The sequence below is a fragment of the bacterium genome (assembly GCA_024742285.1).
In the GTDB taxonomy this organism is placed as follows: domain Bacteria; phylum Myxococcota_A; class UBA9160; order UBA9160; family UBA4427; genus UBA4427.
This window is the reverse complement of sequence record JANSYR010000008.1, coordinates 154304-176365: the sequence shown is the minus strand read 5'-3', so window position 1 is coordinate 176365 and position 22062 is coordinate 154304. Positions and strand designations below refer to the sequence as shown.

The following is a 22062-nucleotide window of genomic DNA, read 5'->3' as shown; positions in this document are numbered from 1 at the left end:
TGCGCTCCTGACCTGGGCAGAGGATCGTGGGAACGATCTCGACTAGATCGATCCCGGCTCGCCCGTGCAGAACGCCTCGGCCGAGAGCTTCAATGGGACGCTCCGAGACGAAGGTCTCAACGAGCACCGGTTCACGAGTCTTCGGGCTATCCGGCGGAAGATCGAGGCATGTCGCAGGCGCGACAACGAGGAACGACCTCACAGCTCATTGGGTGAGCTGACGCCGAGGGAGTTCGGAGCAGGGTTGGCATAGCGACTGCCCCAGTGGTTGGGGGCACGTCAGTCGCTGAGTCGTAGTCGTGCACGTCGACTGGAGTGGACTTTGAAACGCATCGTGATATTCGGCAACTCTGGCTCAGGGAAGTCGACCTACGCCAGGATGTGCAGTGAGCACCTGGCCTGTGCCCATATGGATCTCGATACGGTTGCTTGGGAAGCGGATTCAGAACAGCCCACGCGGCGCTCACTGCAATCAAGCCAGGCAGACATCCTTCGATTCATTGGAGCGGAACGGCAATGGGTCGTCGAAGGCTGCTACGCCGATCTGTTGGAGCTCGTCCTTCCACGAGCCACGGAAATCGTATTCCTCAACCCCGGCACGGAAACGTGCGTCGAGAATGCGAGGAATCGCCCGTGGGAACCTCACAAGTACCCGACAGAGGAGGCTCAGAACGCCAATCTGGAGATGCTCATCGCGTGGATCAGAGACTATGAGCGTCGGGCAGATGAGTTCTCGTATCGAGCGCATCGGCAGCTCTTCCAGAGCTATCCAGGCCAGAAGCATGAGTTCACCGCGAACCGTCGATCACTGCACCTTCTCACAGGACCCTCGACCAAACCTTGAACCGTGAACCGTCCCGAGTTTGCCAGAGTCTCCGGAGAACCCGGGGCGGTCCAGACCCGAGAGACAGTTCGTATACACCCGACTGGGAAAGGGCACAGCACACGCTCGACACGACGATGGCGCCCTACCTGGAGGACCTTCAGCAAGAGATCGAGCTCGGGTTGGAAGAGGCCGCGCAGACGACGTGCCTCGGAATCGTCATCGGCCTCTACCACGCGAGGGAGGGGGACGCGGACGACAGCTTGTCCGCCCAGGCGCCCGATTTCTCCGAGAACTAGGCGCACTACGTCGTCGACATCCTGGCGAAGCAGAGCGGGAAGCGTCGTCGGTGCCGGTGACGCTTCCCGAAGACGCGCGTTGGTCGGTTCCCGAGTGGTTGCGGCTATTTCAGAGGGCAGCGCGGCCGAAGCGATCGCCATCGAGTGGCTATTCTTGCGAGATGGGCGCTGACGACGACGCCAATCGCGATTCCCAGATCCACCGCATTCGGCGAGAAGAGGTACGCGTCGTAGGCCTCGAAGCTCTCGGTGGTGGCGGCCGTCGTCGCGGCGCGAAGGCGGAGGTCGAGCGCCGCAGCGACGTCGACGGTGATCTCTTCCTGCAGCTTGAAGATGTCGTCGTAGGTCCGGTGGTGGGTGTCGGACCAGAGACTCGCTCCGTCCTTCGTGGCGGACATCCGCCGCGCGATTCGGACTCGATCCTCGGAATGACGCGCCGTGCCTTCCGACCAAGGGCGGCCCCCGACGCCGACTCGCGCTTCCTCGGACCGGAGCCCGGCGCACATAGCCGGACCACGCCAGGACCGCCGCATGCCACGAAACGTCGTCGTTCCCGACGCAATCTCGTTCCGTCACGGACCCCGCCCGAGTCCCTGGATTCGCCGGAAGTGCCGACCGCACAAGCGGAATCGCTCAGGCATGACGCTTGGCATGCCAAATGCATTGCCATTGAGACAGCACTCGAGAGGAAAAGTCGATGACGCCTGCGACCGCCATCGCATTCGAGCCGGACCCCGGCGCCGCCCCAGGCAGCGTGATCACGCTCCTCGACCTCGTTCGCGAGCTCGGGAAGGCGGGCGTCACGGATCGAGAGGTTGTCGCGGCCGTGATGGACGTCGTCGAGACCGACCGCGTTCGTCTGTCTGGTCAGATCGGTGACCCGCACCTGCTCTCGCTAACTCGGCGTCGACGAGACAAACCGCGTCGCCATCGAATACCAGGAGTTCGGGGACCAGCGACATCGTCGATCCGTGGAGGGGACCTACGCGAGGCCGGCCGACTGGTCGATCGCCACGCACGACGCGTCGTCTCCGCCGCCGCATGAAATTCGCCCAGCAAAGAATCGAGGACGCACGATCATGATCCAAACGCTCGAACAGACCGACGACAAAACCCTGGGCGCCGGGCCGGGTCGCGAACTCTGCCATGTGGCACGGACCGATTTCCATGCCGCGCTCGGCGATCCGGCCTACCCGGTCGAGCCCAACCGGTACTGGCTCTTCACGTCGAAGCTCTGCCCCTTCGCGCACCGGACCGAGATCGTTCGGGCGCTGAAGGGCGTCCAGGATCGAGTCGGACTGACCATCGCGGATCCGGTCCAGACCTCGGCCGGCTGGAATCTCATCGACCGCCATCGGAGCGCCGACAGTGCGCCCAGTCCCCTGGAAGGGGTGAGCCACCTCCCGGGGATCTACGCACACGCGGCGCCCGGATACGCGGGGCGCGCGTCCGTGCCGGTCCGCTTCGACACCCGGACGCGGACGATCGTGAACAACGAATCCGCCGAGATCATTCGACAGTTCGACCGCGTCTTCCCCTCGGAAGACTCGGAGATGCTCTACCCCGAGGCCGCACGCGAGGCGATCGATGACCTGAGTGATTTCCTCGACGAAGCGCTGATCACCCCGATCTATCGAGCCGGATTCGCCGCGGATCAGTCGACCTATCGAGCCCATCACGACGCGGTGTTCGCCGCTCTGGACGCTCTGGAAGAGCGCCTCGCCGCGGCCGGCCCCTACCTGATGGGGGATCGCGTCACGCTCGCGGACGTCCACGCGTTCCCACATCTTGCGCGTTTCGACGCCGTCTACCACTCGCTCTATCGCCTGAACGCGCGTTTCGTGCGCGACACGCCCGCCTTGTCGGGATACATGGCACGCCTGGGCGAGATCCCGGCGTTCGCCGACACGCTCGACATCGAAGCGCTGAAGGCCGGCTATTTCCTCTCCTGGAATCAGCCGACGGTGGGGGGCTTCGTGCCGGCGGGTCCTCCAGTGGACCCAAATTCGGGCGTCGCGCTCCATCCGGGTGGGCCGCGGACGACATCGGTATGCACCGGCTGATCTCCGTCCTCGTGGCAGCGGGCGTGACCGATTCTGGCGATCCCCGGGCAACGTGCGCGAGCCAGCTCGTTTCGCAAGTACTTCGAACTGGAGCGAAATCTGCTCGTCCGTGGCGGCGAGGTCCGATAGAGCACCAGGCTACTCGGATCAGGGTGAACCACACCGGGAATTCCAGAGACTCTCTTGGTTGAGTCGAGGGCCGTTTTCTCCCCGGCGGAACGAAAGTTGTCAGAACCGCAGCCATCGAAGGCGCCGAAAGCCCAGCGTCTATTTCCTAGCCGCCATGATCCGGTGGGACGGTGTGCAAAGTGCGCCGGAGGAGAGGCGATTCCCGACTTCGGAGGACGTCGATCTGGGTCGGATCTCGGAACGGTTTCGCGGGCCGCACGGCGTGTGTGAAGAAGAGCGCGAAGCCACCCGGGCGTCGTGCCGTAAGCAGCTACAGCGAAGAGCGCGTCGGTGGGAATCGCCGCACGAAGTCCCCGGGAAGCAGCCGTCTAGAATCGGTCGTTGAGCGCCGAGGCGTCGCATGCGATCCCTCCAGCGTTCGCCTCCGATCGCCGCTGCCGACCGAAAGCGGGTGGCGAGGAGGCAGCGCTGCTGTCACGCTATTCCATTCGCATCGCTGCGTATCTTCGCTTCCGACACCCACGACTCGATCGCGCGTCCGCCGGCGACCGATTCGAATACGGAGGGACTCGTGCAAGACTTCGCAAGCTGTATTCGAGGATGGCGCCGGACCGCGGTCTCCAGTTGTGTCCTGGGTCTGCTCGTCGCAGTTCCCGGTGACGTGGCCGCGCTGGATTTCGCGCTCGCCGATCGCGTCTACCTGGAAGACTTCGACGCTGAGACCGGCTATCCAACCGTACCCGATATCGACCTCCTGGGGCTCGGGGGACAGATCGGTCAAGATGTCCTGACCGATGGGACCACCGGGGCCGGAGCGCCGGAGTTGATCGGCGGCGTGGCAAGAGGGTTGGTGACGCTCGATTTCCCGCTGCCTTTTCCGATCTCCGAGGTGACGGTCGTCGACGCCACGAATTGGGGGCTCGGCGATATCGGGATGCGAGGCAGGTTCGCGGGAACGCAGATGGTCGGGGATGGGAGCGGCTTCGCGTCGATGCGATCGACGCACGTCGATGGCGCCGACGTCTATCGTGTGACGATGACAGTCCTGATGGTTCGCAGCGGCGCGACGGAATCCGCCTCGCTTCGACTCGAGCTCTTCGAGTTGTTCGGTCCCACCACCGCTTCGACCCTCGATCTCACTCCGGCCGAGGCGAACGCACTCCTCGGCGGAGCGATTTTCGATCTCGACCTCTTTCTGGATCGCGCGGCTCAGCTTGCGACGGGCTCGATCTCGATCCAGGGCTTCTCCGAGGAGGAGGTCAGCCTCTCGATCGCGGCCGCCGATGGCGTCGCGCCCACTGAGTTCCTTCACGGCGGCGGCTTCGCGACGATCAGTGCGACGAGCTTCCAGATCGACGAGGAGATCGTCGAGTACTACGACGCCGTCGCGGCCCCGACCCCGGTTCCGAGCCTGGGGTGGCGTGGCGCGTGGCTGGTGTGTCTCTTGGCGCTCTTGATGGGCGTCGTCTCGCTGCGCCCGGAAGGGGCCGCTTCCTCCCCGGTGGGACCCAAACGAAACGGAGCGGGTTGACCGAGAGGGTTCTATGGAAAGCGCGGCCGCGCGGAGGTCTTCGGCGGAGCACGGCCAGACTCGGCCGCGGTGTTCATGGAACTCGATGAACCAAGCCGCCTGGCTCGCGGGTTCGTCCTTGGGGATTCGTTCAAGGGTTAGGGGCGGCGCATTGCCGTGTTGTACGGGACGGAAGCGCAAGTCCCTCGACCCGGTCGATCACCCGACGGCGATACTCTACCGGGTCTCTCTCTCGTGCCATCTCGTCGTCGGATCACGATGATGACAGCGAATTCCAGTTCGACGCCCACGTGAAAGCGGGGGCAGGCCACCGCCTCCGGGATTCCCCGGGCGGTTCACCCTGACTTGAATGGCACGCCGGGAGGGATTCGAACCCCCGACCCTCAGGTTCGAAGCCTTATACGGCCCCTAGTAAAAACAGGGACTTACGAGATCCCGAACGGGAATAGGGCGGAATACGCGGGAATACGGGGTGCGAGATGGTCACAGTGTGAGGCCGACTTCACGCGGCTCGCCGTCGAACTCCCGGCCGAATGAGTCGCCGCAACTCACGCCGCGATCCCGCGTTCCTCCTCCGGCTCCGGTGGAATGATCAGCGGCCGATCGATGCCGTAGACCTCGTTGAGCAGCGTGATGAAAGCCGTGTCCGTCAGCGGGTCGGACGGCGGATCGAAGTCGACGTTGCGCCTCTTGAGATCCTCGAGGAAGACATCGAAAACGCGCTCGTGCGTCAGGTCGTCGGTGTGGTCGGCGAAGAGCTTCAGCTCGTCCAGGTCCATGTAGACGTTGGCGCCCCAATGCACGAGGAAGCGCAACTCGTCCTCGGGGACCCGCTGGATGACCTCGCCCTCGGTCGTGATGCGCCAGCCCCCCTCGGACTCGGGATCGGGCCCCATCAGGGAATGGAAGGCGAGACCCTCGGGCTTGCGCAGCGCCGGGGCGCCGCACGACTGGGCCGAGTGGAACATCATCTCGTTCTCGACGACCGCGGCCCGGCCCCACATCGGCGCGCGAAGCGTCGTCGGCTGCTCGTGGGGCCCGTCGGGCCAATAGACGAAGCCGCCGCCGATCCGTCCTCGGTAGTACCAGGCCACGATCTGCGACTTGCGCGCCTGCCAGCGCTTGAAGAGACCCGACTTCGCCATCGTGTTCATCAGCCAGACGGGCGTGTTGTCGAGTGAGATCCCCCGGAACCGCGTGGCGTCGAGGTGCGGGGACCCTCCGCCCGAGCAGGGGCCCTGGATGTTGAAGAGCATCCCCTCCGGCTCGGCGTACTTCGCTCCCCAGTAGTCGCGAACGAGGTCGAGGAAGCGTGGGTTGTAGAAGCAGTCCTGGATCTCCGGATACAGACAGATTCCGTCGTGGGAGAGGAAGCCTCGGAACACGGGTGTGAGGAACATGTCTAGCGAGACTTCGACGCCTTCGGGTATCGCCCCGGACGTCGTCGCGACGAGCTCCTCGGCGGACTGGAAGTGATGGGCGACGATGAGCGGCCACGGCCCGTCCCGTCGTACCAGGTCGAGGAGCCTCGCGTGCTGATCTTCGGTGTAGGCGTCTTCGATGATTCGCGGCGGGGCGACGGGACGAAGGACTTTCGCTTGCTCGATGTTCATGGGTTACTTCCTTTTCTACTCGGTGTTCTCGGTGGGGATGAGCTCGACGTTCTCGCTCAGGTGCCCCTCCGGATCGGTGGCGAAGAGCACGCGGACGCCGTGCTCGGGCATCGATTGGATCGGCCCGTTGAGGCTCCCTCCGTTGTCGGTGATGCGATTTGCGAGGGCGTCGAGGTCTTCGCTGATGAAACCGAGGATGGACTCCTGATCGCGGGGCGTCGCTCGGTCGACGAACTTGAACAGGACGAGCGACTCGTTCGGGGTCAGCTCTCCGTTCCGCCCGAGCATGATCTCGCGGAAGGGCTCGCCGAGTCCGCCCGCCTCGCCCTCGACGCGGTTCACCACGCCGAGTCCGTAGACCTCTTCGTAGTAGGTCGCGAGCTTCTCCTCGTCGTCGACGATGAGCTTCGCGAAGCCGAAGCGGGTGTCGTTGGTCGTTGTCATTCGATGACCTCCAAGGTGAGTTCGGCGTATCCGACCTGATCCATCTCGCTTCGCGCTCACTTGCGGCATGCGGAGCGGGCCGCGATGAAGAGCGGCGTTCGCGTAGCGCGTCGGGGTTGAACTCCGATGATAAGTAAGTGTACACTTATAAAACTGTCATGCCTACCCAACGACTGAAACACGCGGATCGGCGCCGCTCCATCCTCGAAGCAGCAACGGCGGCCTTCGCGGCGAAAGGATTCGACGGCGCCCGCACTCGTGAGATCGCCGAGTCGGCCGGAATTTCGGAAGCGCTCCTCTACCAGCACTTCCCGTCCAAGCGGGCTTTGCACGAGGCGGTGCTCGAACGCGTCGCGCGGGAGCAAGACCACAACTTCTCCGTTCTGCAGCTGCCCGAGCCCTCGACGCAGGGACTGGTCGAGATGCTCTGGCGATACTTCGACGCCTGCGTTCATCTCGTACCCGACTCGCCCCCCGCCGTCGGACAGCGGATGTTGCTCCTCTCCCTCGCCGGCGACGGTCAGCACGCGAAAACGATCTACGGGCGCGGTCAGGAGATCGGGGCAGATGCCTTTTCCGCAGCACTTCGTGCGGCGGCGAGTGAGGGAAGCCTCGACCGGGTCGCAGTCGACCCCAAGAACGCCTGGAACTTCCTGGAGCACGTTGGCTCGATGATCAGCTCGGGGTCGCTATCGGGCGCCTCGGCGATTCCCTACGCCGGATCCAAGCGCAAGCTGGTCCGCGAAGCGGTTCTCTTCTGTGGTCGAGGGCTCGGGTTGAAGGAGTCTGCGATCGACGCCTATGCGCCGAGGCCACGATCCCTTCGAAACGCCCGAACACGAGGCGGACGAGCAAGCGATGCCCGAAGGGACTGAAGACGACACGCGAGAGGAGGGCACGATGGCCATCTCGGTCGGAGTCGACGTCTTCATGGGGCATCCTCGCGCGAACCTTCGCGTTCGTCTGTGTAACGGGAACGTGGCCTGAGATCGCATAGCGGTCGCCTCGCAATCGGACGCCAAAGGAGAGCAGAGAGATGGACCGGGAAAAGTTGCAGGGACTCTTCGACATGACGGATCGCGTCGTCCTCGTCACCGGAGGCACGCGCGGAATCGGCCGCTCCCTCGCCGAGGGCTACGTCGCCGCAGGTGCGAAGGTCGTCGTCGCGAGTCGGAAGCCCGAGGCGTGCAAGGAGACCGAGGAGCACCTCCGCGCGATGGGCGGCGAGGCGCTCGGCGTCCCGACCCACATGGGCGAACTCGGCGACCTCGCCAGCCTCGTCGAGCAGGCCGTAGACACCTTCGGCGGAATCGACGTCGTCGTGAACAACGCCGCAACCGCACTTGCGCAGAACGCTGGGAGCTACACGACGGAAGCCTGGAACAAGTCGCTCGAGGTCAACCTGCGCGGTCCCGTCTTCCTGATCCAAGAGGCGCTGCCGCATCTTAAGAAGAGCGAGCACGCATGCGTTCTCAATGTCCTGACAGGGGCGGCATTTCTCTTCTCGTCGACGATCTCTCTCTACGGCATGGGGAAGGCCGCGCTGATGTCCGCGACCCGATCGATGGCCGCCGAATTCGAGCCCTTCGGCATCCGGGTCAATGCACTCAGCCCGGGGACGGTCGACACCGACATGGTCCGTGCGAACTCCAGTGAGGCGCAAGACGTCATGACCTCGATCCAGATCCAGAAGCGCAAGGCCCATCCCGACGAGATGGTCGGGCCGGCGCTCATGTTGACATCGGATGCCGGCAGCTTCATCACGGGGCACGTCGTGTTCGCCGACGGTGGTATGGTGCCCCGCTGAACACCGCGTCGGCGAAATTCTGCGCCCGCAAGTCTACGACGCCACACGGGATGATCATAGGTATCTCGACCTGGAGGAGGCTGCCGAGGTCCGTCTTTCCGCGGGTCTCGTCGACCTAGGAAGAAGAGTGTCTTCCAGGCGGGACGCACGCGTAGAAAACGCGGGTATCGGCAGTACCGAGAACGCGCCTCGCATATCTCACTCGCCGTCCGCGTTTTCGCGCAATGGGACATGTGCCCCAATCGTGACCGATCGTGTCTAAGCTCAGGCAACGAGTGCGAACGAGGACGGTACGCAAGTCCCCCGTATCGAAGCGAAAATCGCTCGGCCGTTCGGGTCGGATCCCAAAGAGCATCAGGCCACCCGAAACAGGGGCCTAACAGCGTGGTTCCAAGTACTTGATATATATGGTACGCCGGGAGGGATTCGAACCCCCGACCCTCAGGTTCGAAGCCTTATACGAGGTCTAGGAAAAACAACGACTTAGACGATTTCGAGACGGAATAGGGCGGAATGAGCGGGAATACGGGGTATGAATTGGTCACAGTCTGCGGCGGAAGTCGGCAGGAAAACCCGTGTGCTCCCACGCTCCTGTCACCCAAGCTTTTCGCTGCGAATTCGACATTCTCTCGAATCATCGGTGTATGGCGCTGGTCTTCGATTTCCCCCGGGTGTGTTTAAAGTATATGAGGCGTATCCTAATTCTCATTTTATGAGATATACGATACGATCAATATACTATGAATCGGCCACTGCGTACCTCAAGGTCTCGAGAAGATCTCTCCCGTCTGCTGCGTGCTCATGACGGTTGGATCACCGTCGAAGGCGCAGCGAGAACGCTGGGCCTCGGGCGCCAAGCAGCCGCGAAGCGTCTGGCGCGTTGGGCGGAGCAAGGTTGGCTGAGGCGCGTCCAGCGTGGCCACTACGCGCCGATTCCGCTCGACCGGGTGCACGCGGATACCCCGATCGAGGAGCCCTGGATAGTCGTGCCGCATCTGCTGCCTGGGGGATACGTCGGGGGTTGGACAGCCGCGCATCATTGGGACCTAACAGAGCAGATCTTTCGCGACGTCTGTGTCTTCGCGCCCGGTCGAAGTCGAAAGCTCGCGAGAGGCGGTGCCACCTACGCAGTCTTTCCATCATCGAGCGATGAGACAAGTGGGATTCGCACGCATTGGGTGGGCTCAACCCGCGTCCCGATTTCCGATGCCGAGCGAACGCTGATTGACATGCTCGCTCAACCGCGTGCGGGTCCTGGAATCCAGCACGTTTCAGATTGTCTTGAAGAATACGCGGCCTCGCCGCGCGCGGATCTCGATCGCCTGATTGAAGTTGCGGAGGAGGTTGGGAATGGCGCCGTCTTCAAACGTTTGGGTTTCCTACTCGAGCGCGCGGCGATAGCGAGTCCTTTGCAGCTCGATTCGTGCCGCGATGCCCTCACTCAGGGTATTGCGAAACTCGATTCGTCCATTCCCTGTCCTCGAATCGTAACGCGTTGGCGACTTCGTGTCCCTGAGTCATGGATGTTCAGCACGCATGATTGACAAGGAAGAGATCCTCGAACGGGCCGGCATCCTTTCGCTCGAACCCACGGTTGTCGAGAAGGACTATGTGCTCGGTTGGCTTCTTCACGCGATAGGGAACCACCGCGAGCTGGCCGAACAATGGGTATTCAAAGGGGGCACGTGCCTCAAGAAGATTCACTTCGAGACGTACCGATTCTCGGAAGATCTCGATTTCACGCTTCGAGACGAAGCGCAGCTCGACTCGGGCTACCTCACTGGTGTCTTCCGAGAGATCGCGGCGTCGCTTTACGACGAAGTCGGCCTCGAGATCCCAGAAGAACGGTTGCGCTTCGATGTGCGAACGAATCCGAGGGGCCACGCTTCGGTTGAAGGTCGGGTGTACTACCGCGGACCGTTGCGCCTTCCAGCGAGTGCGATGCCACGCGTCAAATTCGATCTCACCGCAGACGAACTGCTGGTGGAAACCCCCGAACGGCTTCCGATCAGTCATGAGTACAGCGACCGTCCAGCGAGTGGGATGGCCGTGCTTGCTTATCCCTACGTCGAGGTGTTCGCCGAAAAGACGCGCGCGCTCGGGGATCGGGGCCGTGCGCGCGACCTCTATGATGTCGTTCACTTGTTCCGTCGTCCGGAGGCGCGCGAGCGGGCAGGGGATGTGTTGCGCGTGCTTTCCGAGAAGTGTGAGTTCAAGGGCCTTCAGGTGCCGACGCTCGAATCGGTAGGAGGTGCGCGGGAGGCAATTGTTGCACAATGGGAGGCGATGCTCGCGCATCAGCTCCCCGAGCTCCCTCCGTTCGAATCGTTCTGGTCGACCCTTTCGGACTTCTTCGAATGGCTCCACACGCCAGAGCGTGTGCCACTTCCGGAGCCGTACTCCCTGGCGGATGGCGATGTCGTGTTGCGCCCCGCCATTGGGGCGACTGTCGGAGGTCTCGGCTCGCATCCTCTGCAGGCCATTCGATTTGCCGCGGCGAATCATCTCTGCGTGGATTTGACCTATCAGGGAAGCGTGCGCCGCATCGAGCCGTACAGTTTGCGACGGACCCGATCCGGAAACGTCCTGTTGCATGCCGAGCGCGCGGATACGGGAGCGCATCGAAGCTATCGGGTTGATCGGATTCAGGGTGCGGTCGCGACCAATCAACCGTTTGTTCCGCGCTGGATCATCGAACTCTCCCCGAGTGGCTCGTCCAGCTGAGGCGATCTTTCCCGTCGAGGTTACTTGTCCGGTGGCGGCCTAACGCTTGTCAAGACGGGAACCGCCGCCTGTTCTGCTTCGCGAGGGGCAGCACTTCGGGCCGATGGCGGTGGCGCCGGCGAAACTGGTGATACTGCGCGACCGGCGTTGCGACGCGATTGTGACCATCTGTGACCAAGAGGCGCCGTGCGACTCGCGCCTATGTGGCAGCAAGTGCGCGATTTGGTTGGGCAACTTCGAGGCAGCACGCTTGCAGTTCGCTTGAGCACCAGGCTACCTGGAACGGGGGCCTAACAGGAAGCGACCTAAGTACTTGAAATCATATGGTACGCCGGGAGGGATTCGAACCCCCGACCCTCAGGTTCGAAGAATCACCCGAGGATGACGGAAATCAATGAGTTACGTCGTGGGCGCGGCACAGAGCGGCGTACAGCGGCATGGAGCGGTCGGATAGACGGCCCTGACGGCCGTAGACGGTCCCTGGAATTCGAAAATCTCTCGGTAAAATTGGGCGCCCATCGCGGATGAATAGCCCGTGAAACGGCTTTGCCTCAAGACCGCGAATTGCGAATTGGCGGCGCGCGCCACGTTCCTGGCAACTGATTCAATTAGGGATGTAGAACTGCAAATCATGGGGTGACGTGCCCCGGGCTCAACGAACCGCCTTCGCAAAGTTCGCGGTGTAGTTCCATCCCGGACCCCACGTCTGCAGTAACTCGAAACCGTGGGATTCAACAAGCTCGCGCAACGTGCCTCGCCGCATCAGGTCGGGGTCCGGAATCGATTCGTGAATCGCCAAGGTTCCTGTCGCGGGAAGGACTCGGTGGAGCTCGTGGATGCAGCGCTCCTTATCGGGAACTTCACCCAGAACACTCGAAATGAAGACCACATCGAAATGGGAATCGGGGAAAGGAAGTGCGTCGCCAGCGTTTCCGGTCGCGTAGCCGACGTTCTCAAAGCCCCGCCTCTGAAGTTCAAATTTTCTGTCGCAAACATCTCGGGCTGAAGGTCAAGGAGTTCGAGGCGACCCGTTGGGATACGAGCGGCGAGAACCGGGCTGAAGTAGCCGGAACCGGGCCCAAGCTCAAGAATTCGGCTTCAGCCCAACAGAGGCAGCCGGTCCGCAAGCGTCTCGGGACGCAACACTAGACGGCGGACAGGATTGTCGATGAGCCGAGAGAACTGGTGCGGGAAAAGTCCGCGCGCCCAGGCCGCTCTCTCGTTTGACTGTCACGATCTCCGCCTCCAAGTTCTTAGAATTGGCGTCAAACCGAGGCCAAGAACGCGATTCTATAGACGTCGATACAACGAATGTTCAGCGCTGGGCATCAGCATGTTCATCCCGGGAAGGGCTTCGGTCGCAGAATCCCTGCTTATTGTCTGGTGCCAATCAACGACGTACACGCGCTTCGCAATCCCCCACGCTCCATCACGGCGTTCCAACCGGTCCAGGTAACGCCCGCCCAGGAGACTAGTCACCGTCTGGCCATCTATCTCGACGATTGTTGCTCCCGTGCCGTGTGTTTCCGCCTGCGCCTCATCCCCAGAGATTCGGAGAAGCGGAGTGCCGTTATTGTGCCATGTCCTTAGGCAGCCCCGAATTTGCGCCATCATCGCGGGAACAAACTCGTCTCCTCGACCCTTGAAAAATCCGTAGTCGACATCCGCGTCCGCAAAGAAGACGGCCCTGAGCGCCTCTTCGTCTATCCACTCCAGCGCACATGCATAGCGAGCAAGCAGCTCCTCGCAGGCTTTCTTGTCCAACAACTCTTGAATTGCTGCATTGTTTTCCGGCATTGCATTCTCCCGATGTGCTCGGCCTTGGTCGTTCTACTTGGGGTCGATCTGGGCCAACGTGATTGCAAAGCCGCACTTCGCGGCCGAGTTCAGGTTGTGCTCTTCGTACTTTCGGAACAAACCGTCTAGATGGGCGTCGATTTCATCCTGTGTGTAGTCGAGAGAGTGGAATGCTTCGACGCCCGCCGCTTCAGCTCGTGCCTTTGCTGCGCTTGCGTCACCGACGCCAATAAAGACGTTCATCACGCCTTCGCCGTTCGTATCTAAAAACTGCGAAACCACGCTGTCCTTCTCTCGACCTACCATTGGCGCGCAGAGCTCGATTCCAGCATCCCAGCTGATCGCAACATCAATACCGAACGCGGTACCTGTCCAATTCGCCTCGTGAAACGTGGCGCCAAGGAGTTCTGAGTAGAATTTCTTGGACTCTTCCAGGTCGCGCACCGCAACCATGATTCGATTGATTCCTCTGAGCTTCATCTTTCCTCCGTGGGTCGTATCTGATGCAAAAATGAGCGGGCCGGCTCCGAGGACGAATGCGGCCCCGGCCCCAGCTTCTAGCAAGCGGCGGCGTGTCATTCTTGTGGTCAAGTCAATTTCTCCTGCAAGCGCGCGAGACTAGGTCCAGGACGAAAGCCAGGTCTCGACTGCCGGACCTGGAGGGCCGCGTTTCCTGCCTTGTCCAAAATGTCCGCTAATGGCGGAGGACCGTCTAGGGCCGTCCGCAACGTCGCGATTGATCTCGCGCGCCTCGAAGCGGCCGCAGCGTAAGTTGACGGAATTGTTGAAGAATTCGGGGGGGGAGCTCTTTCGCTCGTCACCGAGCCTCAGTCATGAGAACCTGAGGCTCACCCACCTAACATCTCTAAGTACTTGATTTATATGGTACGCCGGGAGGGATTCGAACCCCCGACCCTCAGGTTCGAAGCCTTATACGGGGTCTAGGAAAGACAGGCACTTACGAGATCGCGAACGGGAATGAGCGGGAATGCACGGGAATACGGGGTGCGAAATGGTCACAGTGGAACGAGGTCGAAGAGTGTCTGCCGACGCGTGATGACTACGTCTCGCCGTCGGATGTCATCTCCACGACATGGCGCTCGGCCCACGCCGAAAAGTCGTCTCGACTCATCTCACCGGCTGCGACCGCAAGAATGATTCGTTCCTGCTCATCGACCGATGCCTCGAGTTCGTGCCCATTCAGAACCAGGAAGACCTCGAGCGCCGCATGGCCCACACGCTTGTTGCCGTCGACGAAGGGATGATTCGAGACCAGCGAGAATCCCAACGCGACGGCCTTGTCGAGTATCGAAGGGTAGAGGTCCTGGCCGTCGAAGCTCTGCCGAGGCTGCGCGATCGCAGACTCGAGCAGCCCGAGATCGCGCACGCCGATGCCCCCTCCGGAGCCGGCCGCGATCCGTTCGTGCAGGGTCAGAATCTCACGAAGCGAGAGGTATCTCGTCACGCAAGGCGCCGGTAGAGCTCCCGGTTCTTCTCGAGTACCCGCGTCGCCGCGGAATCGAAATCGGGTCCCTCGGAGGCGATCAGATCCATCACGGCCGCGAGCGCGAGCTGCTCGGGCTCGATCCCGAGGCGGTCTGCGCCTTCACGCAGTCGGTTCGCCTGCTCGTCGGAGAGTTCGATGGCGAGTTTCATGTGCACTCCGGCTTCGCGGTCGGAGGGTCCGACCTGGACATTCTGACCGCGCTGACCGCAGAGGGTAGCAGGCGGGAAGAGGGCGCCTGGCGCCGACCCGGGTTCACGGGCAACGGGTGAACTCGAGGCCTCGTCTGCCCCGGGCGGCTCGTCTCGACGTGAGGACTGGACGGGTCGATGCGTTGCGACACGGCATACCGCTCGCCCTGCTTGGGCACACGGCTTGCGTATGGAAATGGCTTCCGTCCCGGTCTCGCGGGCGCCGTCCTCATCGAATACGAACGCCACGAGCCCGAGAAGACGCTCCTCCACCGCGTCGTGCGCGAAGACCTCGAGTCGTTCCTCCAACGCTCCCGGTCGGCGGGTGCGCCCGTCGCGCGCTTCGTCGAGCGGGAGATCCGGGCGTATCTCGAGTGCGGCGTGCTCACCCGCGGCTTCTTGCGCGTCCACTGCGACGCCTGCGGCCACGATCGGCTCGTCGCCTTCTCATGCAAGAGGCGTGGCTTCTGTCCGTCCTGCGGCGGGCGCAGGATGGCGGATACGGCCGCCCATCTCGTCGATCGGGTCCTTCCCGAAGTGCCCGTCCGCCAGTGGGTGCTCACACTTCCCTATCCGCTCCGGTATCGCTGTGCCTGGAACGCGCGGCTCACGAGCGAGGTGCTGCGCGGCTTCCTGCGCGCCATGTTCGCAGACTACCGACGGCGCGCGAAGCGGGACTTCGGGGTGCGGGGCGGGGCGTGCGGTTCGGTCACGTTCATCCAGCGCTTCGGCTCGGCCCTCAACCTGACGCCGCACTTCCATGCGCTCGTGCTCGACGGGGTGTACGAGGGGGGCGCGAGAACGCCCGGCCGCTTCCGCGCGCTCGACCCGCCCGAGACTGACGACGTGGCCCGCGTCCTGGCGGGGACGGCCCGGCGGATCCGCCGACAGCTCGAGGCTCTGGGGATCGAGGAAGGCGAGGATCGCCTGGCCGAGGACGAGCCGCTGCTGGCGATGCTCACTGCGGCGTCGATCCGTTCCCGGATCGCGACAGGGCCGGAGGCCGGTGAACCGTGGCGGCGGCTCGGGGATCGGGTCGATCCCGGCTTCGACGATCAAGAAGAGGACGGCGTCGAGCCCGGGGCCGGGATCCCGCCGCGCTGTGTCCGCCACGGCGGGATGAGCCTGCACGCCGACGTGGCGGTCCCGGCAAGGGATCGTCGTCGGCTCGAGCGTCTGTGTCGCTACGTGGCACGTCCGCCGCTGGCCCTCGAGCGGCTCGAGGAGATGCATGACGGACGGCTCGCCTATCGACTCAAGACGCCGTGGAGGGACGGGACGACGCACGTCGTGATGGAGCGGACGGAGCTGCTCGAGCGCCTGGCACCGCTGGTTCCGCCTCCGCGAGCGCATCAGGTTCGATACCACGGGGTGCTGGCCCCGTGCGCGAGTGGACGGGATCGGGTGGTGCCGGGGCCTGTAGAGGAAGGGCGAGATCAGGTCGTCGTCGCCGGGCGATCGATGGTGGGCGGCGTCGATCCGACCCTCGAACTGGGCGTCGGAGCGAGACGAAGTTCGAGCTCTGGGGAGCCGGGGGCGCTTTCGACAGGGACGCAGGTCTGGTCGGGCCCGGGTGGAGTCGACGATGGGTCTCTACCTGTGGTTCTTCCGACCGAGTCGCCCATGCCGGATGTGCGCGCCACCGAGGGTGAGCGGTCGTCGGCGGCGACGCGGGCGCCTACGGACAGACGTGGGGACTCGCGTCGAACGGCCTGGGCCGATCTTCTCCAGCGCGTCTTCGAGGTCGACGCGCTGTGCTGCCCCGGCTGCGGCGCTCGGATGCGGGTCCTCTCGGCGATCACGGATCCGGACGTGGCCCGTCGCATCCTGGACTGCCTGAAGATGCCGTCACGAGCCCCGCCGCTGGCTGCCTCGAAGCCTCGAGCTGAGGGACGCTTCGACGAGCCCTCCTCCGAGCTCGACTGGGGCGACGACCCGGGCTTCGACTTCGATCAGTCGGGCCCGGAGTCTGAATAGGACGGTGGCTTTCAAGGCTCCCCGCGCCTGCCCGATCTGCTCGACTCGCGTCGCGGCCAGGGACCTGTTCGCCCCGACGGCACCGCGCCCGCGGGCGAACGCCGATCGCCCGCAGCCCGCCCGCGCGCAACCTTGAAATCGCCCCGGTAAGGGCCGTTTCCTCCCCGCCGGGACGCCAGTTGTCAGAAGCGTAGATATCGGTGGTGGCGAAAACGCGCCTTGAATGCCTTATCCGCCACCACCTGCACGAGGGCCAGCGCCCGAGCCCGCTGTAGATGCGCGCACAGATCGCCGTGCAGCTGGTGCGCGTGATGCAGTTCGTGAATCCGCGCGTCGCGAAGTAAATCGTGCTCGGCGCCGACGACGACACGGCGCTCTTCGACGTGATCGACTGCGTCGGCGTCTCCGCCGAGATCCCCGGCCTGCTCCACTACGACATGACCCGGGACGATCCCGCGATAGACACAGCGCGTTGAATGCCTTACCGGCCTTTCGGGGTTCGGCCGACGCGGTATGTGCCCCGCGCGTGACCGATCGTGTCCAAACGCAGGCAACGAACGCGAGCGAGGTCGGTTCGCAAGTACTTCGAACTGAAGCGAAATCCGCTCGGCCGTTCGGGCCGGATCCCGTAGAGCATCAGGCTACCCAAGACAGGGGCCTAACAAGAGCCGACCTAAGTGCTTGAAAAAGAATGGTACGCCGGGAGGGATTCGAACCCCCGACCCTCAGGTTCGAAGCCTTATACGGGGTCTAGGAAAAACAAGGGGTTAGGAGATTCCGAGACGGAATAGGGCGGAATGAGTGGGAATACGGGGGATGAAATGGTCACAGTATGGCTGCCGAAACGCACTCCTCGTAAGCCGCGACAGAGTCGCTTTGACTCCTGACGCCGGCCCGCTCCACCGCACATCGCGAGACCCACGAGTCAATCGTAACCACTGTTAGGACACTCGAGAGCACGGATTTCAGTCGAATCACTATACTTCTGTATCGATAAGTTTGGGTGCGAGATTCGGGGAAGGGCGCTGGGTGATTGCGAGTCGCAGCCCCATCACGAGCATCATCAGGTTCTCGGTCAGCGAGATGAAACCGAGTGGCACGTTGCTGTTGCCACCAACGCAGGCGCATCGGAGCTCGCGCCTGTCGATGTAGACCGCCTTGATCACCGACACGGCGCCGACGCCACCGATGAAGAGCGCCGTGGCGCTTACAAGTGGGGTGAGAATTTCCGCGAGCATACCGACGCCGACAAAGGCCTCTGCGAATGGGTAGAGGTGGGCGTAGCGGACAACGCGTCGGGCGAGCAGGTCACAGCCGAGGAACTGGTTCGCGAAACTCTTGAGGTCGCAAAGCTTGAGGATTGCGAGCACGCACATGCTGAGCGCGAGGGGACTCTCGCCAGCCACGACGGTCGCGCTGACAGCAGTGTCTCCGAGAAGCTGGCTACAATGGGTCGTGTTCGAGAGCTTCGCTCATGTCCTGTCCTCCACAACGCGGTCAAGGACCGCTGGCAGCCGGTGCTTGATGACAATGAGAACGAAAAAGAGCAGGAGCTCTTCGATGACAAAGAAGAGTCCATCGATGGCGCCCGCTGAGAGCAGCCCCACCTGCACGAACGACACCCAAAGGAAGTCGTTCGATTGCTCGAGGCAAATGGCGCAGAGCGGCACCCGGAGGAGGCGGCGGCGTGTGCGCATCCTGCAAAACGGGCAGGTCCACGGTTTGTTCTCAGTCATCCGGCGCCTCCTTCTGAGTGGAGTGGCTACTTCTTGGTGTCCTCAGCCTTCGGCTTCTTCCCGTGGTCATGATGGTCGCCGTGGCCTTGTTGTCCCTTGTGGTCGTCGCCCTTGGCGTGTTCCGGCTCCATCTCGTGACCCTCGTGCTTGCCGTGGTTGTGGTGCTCCTTCTTCGGCGGTTTCTCGACCTCGTGGTGCCCGGCGCTGGCAACGCCTGCAGAGAGGCAGAGGGCTAGGAGGCTCGTGAGTACAAGGGCGGTGAGTCTTTCAATCATGGTTAGGTGTCCTTTCGGGCTAGTCGGCATCGGCTTTGGCCGAGGGGAGTCCGCGGCCGTGAACGATGACGAAGAGAACGGGGATGACGATCAGGGTGACGAGCGTTGCCGTCAGCACGCCGCCGACCATGGGGGCGGCAATTCGCCGCATGGTTTCTGATCCCGTGCCGGCTCCCCACATGATGGGAAGGAGGCCAATGACGTCAGAGGCCACGGTCATCAGCAGCGGTCGCGCGCGATAGGTGGCTCCTTCGACCGTCGCTTGCCAGAGGTCCTGAACCGTTCGGAGCGTGCCAGCCTCGAGCGCCCGGTCGCGGGCCTGGTTGAGGAAGAGCAGCATGATGACGCCGGTCTCGGCTGTGAGACCTGCGAGCGCGAGGAACCCCGCGCCCACGGCGACGCTGAAGTCGTAGTCCAGCCACCAGAGTAGGTAGAGCCCGCCGACGAGCGCGAACGGAATCGCGCCGACGACAAGCAGCGTGTCTGATAGCTTTCGGAAGTTCAGGTAGAGCAGCAGGAATATGATGCTCAGCGTGAGCGGTACGATGAGGGCGAGGCGCTTCTGCGCCCGTTCGAGATACTCAAACTGCCCACTCCAGATGAGTGTGTATCCGGGCGGAAGGTCGAGCTCGGCGTCGAGTGCTCGCTTCGCGTTTTTTACGTAGGTGCCAACGTCGATGCCTTCGAGGTCGACGTAGACCCACGCATTCGGCCGCGCATTTTCCGTCTTGATGGCCGGGGGGCCCTTGGCGAAGCGAAGCGTGGCCAGCTGCTCGAGGGGAACCTGTCCTCCGCCTGGCGTTTGGACGAGGACCCGGCGAAGTGACGAGATGTCATCGCGAAGCTCCCGGCTGTAGCGGAGGTTGATTGGATAGCGCTCGAGGCCCTCGACGGTCTGGCTGATGTTCATGCCGCCAATGGCGGTCTGAATCACGTCTTGCACGTCGCCCACGGTCAGGCCGTATCGAGCAATCTTGGTGCGGTCGATATCAATGTCGAGGTAGTTACCGCCCACGACTCGCTCAGCGTAGACGCTGAGAGTGCCCGGCGCTTCGCGGAGCGTGGCTTCGATTTGTTCTCCGATGCCTTCGAGGACGGAGAGATCCGGACCAGAGACCTTGATTCCCACAGGCGTCTTGATGCCGGTCGAGAGCATGTCGATGCGGGTCTTAATCGGCATCGTCCAGGCGTTGGTGAGTCCGGGGAATCGAATCATACCGTCGAGCTCGGCGATCAGCTTTTGTGGGGTCATGCCCGGGCGCCATTCGCTTCGCGGCTTCAGCGTGATGGTGGTTTCAATCATCGAAAGCGGAGCCGGGTCCGTAGCCGTCTCCGCACGTCCGATTTTCCCGAAGACGCGCTCCACTTCAGGAACGGTGGCGATGATGCGGTCCGTTTGCTGGAGGAGTTCTCGCGCCTTGGTAATCGAGAGGCCGGGCAGGGTGGTCGGCATATAGAGCAGGTCGCCTTCGTTTAGAGGCGGCATGAACTCAGAACCAATTTGTCTCAGCGGGTAGAGGCTCGAGGCGAGCAGGAGCAGGGCCAGAGCGAGCACCGTGAAGCGGTGCTTGAGGGCAGAGCCGAGTGCCGGCCGGTAGGCCCAGAGCACGGCTCTGTTCAGCGGGTTCCTTTCTTCGGCAAGAATCTTCCCCCGCACGAGCCAGACCATCAGTGCCGGAACGACGGTGATGGAAAGCAGCGCAGCACCCGCCATTGCATAGGTCTTCGTGAACGCGAGCGGCTTGAAAAGCCTGCCTTCCTGGGCTTCGAGGGCGAAAATGGGGAGGAAGGACACGGTGACGATGAGCAACGAGAAGAAGAGCGATGGGCCCACTTCCACGGCGGCATCGATGAGGATTTCGGTCCGCGGCTTTTTGCCCTTGTCCCGCTCGAGGTGCTTGTGAGCGTTCTCGACCATGACGATGCCGGCGTCAATCATGGTGCCGATGGCAATTGCAATGCCGCCGAGCGACATGATGTTGGCGTTTATGCCCTGGTGGTACATCACGATGAAGGAGAAGAGAATTCCGAAGGGCAGGAGCAAAATGGCGACGATGGCACTGCGCAAATGCACGAGGAAGACGAAGCAAATCAGAGCGACGATGAGACCTTGCTGAAGGAGTTTTTCGCGCAGGTTGTCGATGGCGCGCTCAATCAAGGGCCCTCGGTCGTAGACGGTCACAATCTCGACGCCGGGCGGAAGGTTCTCGGCGAGTTCGGCGAGCTTCTCTTTGACGTTTCGAATTGTCTCAAGCGCATTCTCTCCAAAGCGCATGATGACGACGCCGGCCGCGACGTCGCCTTCGCCATCGAGGTCCGTCAGGCCGCGCCGAAGCTCTGGCCCGAGCGAAACGGTGGCGATGTTCTTGAGCAGAATCGGGGTGCCGGACTCGCTTGCGCCGACGGCTACGCTCTCAAGGTCGGCGACGGACTCGACGTAGCCTCGGCCGCGCACCATGAATTCTGTTTCGGCTTGCTCGAGGAGTTTTCCGCCGATGTCGGCGTTACTTCGTTTGATGGCGTGTCGAACGTGCGCGAGCGATAGCCCGTATGCGGTCATCTGGTTCGGGTCGACTTCGACCTGGTATTGGCGCACCTGACCGCCGACGCTGGCGACCTCGGCCACGCCGGGCACGGTCTGTAGTTCGTAGCGGAGGTGCCAGTCCTGAATGGAACGAAGCTCTGCGAGGTCGTGCTGTCCGGTCCTGTCGACGAGCGCGTACTCATAGACCCAGCCGACGCCGGTGGCATCTGGGCCGAGCGTCGGCGTGACGCCACCCGGATGACGGCCCGAGACGAAGTTCAGCGACTCGAGTACGCGGCTTCTTGCCCAGTAGAGGTCGGTGCCGTCTTCGAAGATGATGTAGACGAACGAAAAGCCGAAGAACGAGTAGCCGCGAACGACCTTGGCGAAGGGCACGGCGAGCATTGCGGTCGAAAGCGGGTAGGTGACCTGGTCTTCGACGACCTGAGGCGCCTGACCGGGATACTCGGTGAAGACGATGACCTGGACGTCTGAAAGGTCCGGGATCGCGTCGAGCGGCGTGTTGACGACCGCGTAGGTTCCCCACGCGAGGAGCCCGGCGATGCCTAGAGCGACGAGGAACGGATTTCTTGCGGAGCCTTCTACGATATTTCTAAGCATCTCG

The 22062-nt window shown here is 62.8% G+C and carries 20 protein-coding genes and 1 pseudogene; 10 read left to right on the top strand and 11 right to left on the bottom strand.

What is annotated here, in order from left to right; genetic code table 11:
• Positions 1 to 322 precede the first annotated feature (322 nt).
• Both NXI30_16035 and NXI30_16030 read left to right on the top strand, forming a co-directional pair.
• Positions 323 to 844, top strand: coding sequence for a shikimate kinase (locus tag NXI30_16035; protein MCR9095731.1), 522 nt, complete (start codon positions 323 to 325; stop codon positions 842 to 844).
• 116 nt (positions 845 to 960) lie between these two features.
• Entirely contained in the window at positions 961 to 1122 is a 162-nt protein-coding gene (locus NXI30_16030; GenBank protein ID MCR9095730.1) for a hypothetical protein, read from the top strand.
• Positions 1123 to 1226: 104 nt separating this feature from the next.
• Here NXI30_16030 and NXI30_16025 read toward each other — a convergent pair whose 3' ends face one another.
• Positions 1227 to 1520 (bottom strand): hypothetical protein, encoded by a 294-nt coding sequence (locus tag NXI30_16025; protein MCR9095729.1) that lies wholly within the window; start codon positions 1518 to 1520, stop codon positions 1227 to 1229.
• 681 nt (positions 1521 to 2201) lie between these two features.
• Between NXI30_16025 and NXI30_16020 the strand changes: the two genes are divergently transcribed.
• Positions 2202 to 3185 (top strand): glutathione S-transferase C-terminal domain-containing protein, encoded by a 984-nt coding sequence (locus NXI30_16020; protein MCR9095728.1) that lies wholly within the window; start codon positions 2202 to 2204, stop codon positions 3183 to 3185.
• A 700-nt stretch (positions 3186 to 3885) separates the two neighbouring features.
• Positions 3886 to 4845 carry a hypothetical protein gene (locus NXI30_16015; GenBank protein ID MCR9095727.1) on the top strand — a complete coding sequence of 320 codons (960 nt, stop codon included), beginning with the start codon at positions 3886 to 3888 and terminating at the stop codon, positions 4843 to 4845.
• Positions 4846 to 5393: 548 nt separating this feature from the next.
• Here NXI30_16015 and NXI30_16010 read toward each other — a convergent pair.
• On the bottom strand, positions 5394 to 6458 hold the full coding sequence (locus tag NXI30_16010) for a hypothetical protein (protein MCR9095726.1): 1065 nt from the start codon (positions 6456 to 6458) through the stop codon (positions 5394 to 5396).
• A 15-nt stretch (positions 6459 to 6473) separates the two neighbouring features.
• A complete protein-coding gene (locus NXI30_16005; GenBank protein MCR9095725.1) occupies positions 6474 to 6902 on the bottom strand; it encodes a VOC family protein in 429 nt (142 codons plus the stop codon).
• Positions 6903 to 7060: 158 nt separating this feature from the next.
• Here NXI30_16005 and NXI30_16000 point away from each other — a divergent pair, with 158 nt between their 5' ends.
• The 4 genes from NXI30_16000 (at position 7061) to NXI30_15985 (ending at position 11433) form a co-directional block, all read left to right on the top strand.
• A complete protein-coding gene (locus tag NXI30_16000; GenBank protein ID MCR9095724.1) occupies positions 7061 to 7777 on the top strand; it encodes a TetR/AcrR family transcriptional regulator in 717 nt (238 codons plus the stop codon).
• On the top strand, positions 7761 to 7889 hold the full coding sequence (locus NXI30_15995) for a hypothetical protein (GenBank protein ID MCR9095723.1): 129 nt from the start codon (positions 7761 to 7763) through the stop codon (positions 7887 to 7889). Before NXI30_16000 ends, NXI30_15995 begins: the two co-directional genes overlap by 17 nt.
• Before the next feature lie 49 nt (positions 7890 to 7938).
• A complete protein-coding gene (locus tag NXI30_15990; protein ID MCR9095722.1) occupies positions 7939 to 8709 on the top strand; it encodes an SDR family oxidoreductase in 771 nt (256 codons plus the stop codon).
• 1536 nt (positions 8710 to 10245) lie between these two features.
• Positions 10246 to 11433 carry a nucleotidyl transferase AbiEii/AbiGii toxin family protein gene (locus NXI30_15985; GenBank protein ID MCR9095721.1) on the top strand — a complete coding sequence of 396 codons (1188 nt, stop codon included), beginning with the start codon at positions 10246 to 10248 and terminating at the stop codon, positions 11431 to 11433.
• Between the two features lie 1290 nt (positions 11434 to 12723).
• Here the strand turns inward: NXI30_15985 and NXI30_15980 are convergent.
• The 4 genes from NXI30_15980 to NXI30_15965 form a co-directional block, all read right to left on the bottom strand.
• A complete protein-coding gene (locus NXI30_15980; protein MCR9095720.1) occupies positions 12724 to 13230 on the bottom strand; it encodes a nuclear transport factor 2 family protein in 507 nt (168 codons plus the stop codon).
• A gap of 33 nt (positions 13231 to 13263) precedes the next feature.
• Positions 13264 to 13821 (bottom strand): VOC family protein, encoded by a 558-nt coding sequence (locus NXI30_15975; protein MCR9095719.1) that lies wholly within the window; start codon positions 13819 to 13821, stop codon positions 13264 to 13266.
• Positions 13822 to 14290: 469 nt separating this feature from the next.
• Entirely contained in the window at positions 14291 to 14695 is a 405-nt protein-coding gene (locus NXI30_15970; protein MCR9095718.1) for a type II toxin-antitoxin system death-on-curing family toxin, read from the bottom strand.
• Positions 14692 to 14886, bottom strand: coding sequence for a DNA-binding protein (locus NXI30_15965; GenBank protein ID MCR9095717.1), 195 nt, complete (start codon positions 14884 to 14886; stop codon positions 14692 to 14694). Before NXI30_15965 ends, NXI30_15970 begins: the two co-directional genes overlap by 4 nt.
• Positions 14887 to 15096: 210 nt before the next feature.
• On the opposite strand from NXI30_15965, the gene NXI30_15960 reads away from it, so the two are divergent.
• Both NXI30_15960 and NXI30_15955 read left to right on the top strand, forming a co-directional pair.
• Complete coding sequence (locus tag NXI30_15960) at positions 15097 to 16902, top strand: transposase (GenBank protein MCR9095716.1); 1806 nt, start codon at positions 15097 to 15099, stop codon at positions 16900 to 16902.
• Between the two features lie 347 nt (positions 16903 to 17249).
• The gene (locus NXI30_15955) at positions 17250 to 17378 is read left to right on the top strand and encodes a hypothetical protein (protein ID MCR9095715.1); all 129 of its coding nucleotides are present in this window, start codon (positions 17250 to 17252) and stop codon (positions 17376 to 17378) included.
• A gap of 501 nt (positions 17379 to 17879) precedes the next feature.
• Here NXI30_15955 and NXI30_15950 read toward each other — a convergent pair.
• From NXI30_15950 to NXI30_15935, 4 genes and pseudogenes are all read right to left on the bottom strand, one after another.
• Positions 17880 to 18290 (bottom strand): annotated as a pseudogene (locus NXI30_15950) (hypothetical protein).
• Positions 18291 to 18374: 84 nt separating this feature from the next.
• Entirely contained in the window at positions 18375 to 18638 is a 264-nt protein-coding gene (locus tag NXI30_15945) for a hypothetical protein (protein ID MCR9095714.1), read from the bottom strand.
• A gap of 26 nt (positions 18639 to 18664) precedes the next feature.
• Positions 18665 to 18913, bottom strand: a complete 249-nt coding sequence (locus NXI30_15940; protein MCR9095713.1) for a hypothetical protein — start codon at positions 18911 to 18913, stop codon at positions 18665 to 18667.
• A 19-nt stretch (positions 18914 to 18932) separates the two neighbouring features.
• A complete protein-coding gene (locus NXI30_15935) occupies positions 18933 to 22058 on the bottom strand; it encodes a CusA/CzcA family heavy metal efflux RND transporter (GenBank protein MCR9095712.1) in 3126 nt (1041 codons plus the stop codon).
• Between the last annotated feature and the right edge of the window lie 4 nt (positions 22059 to 22062).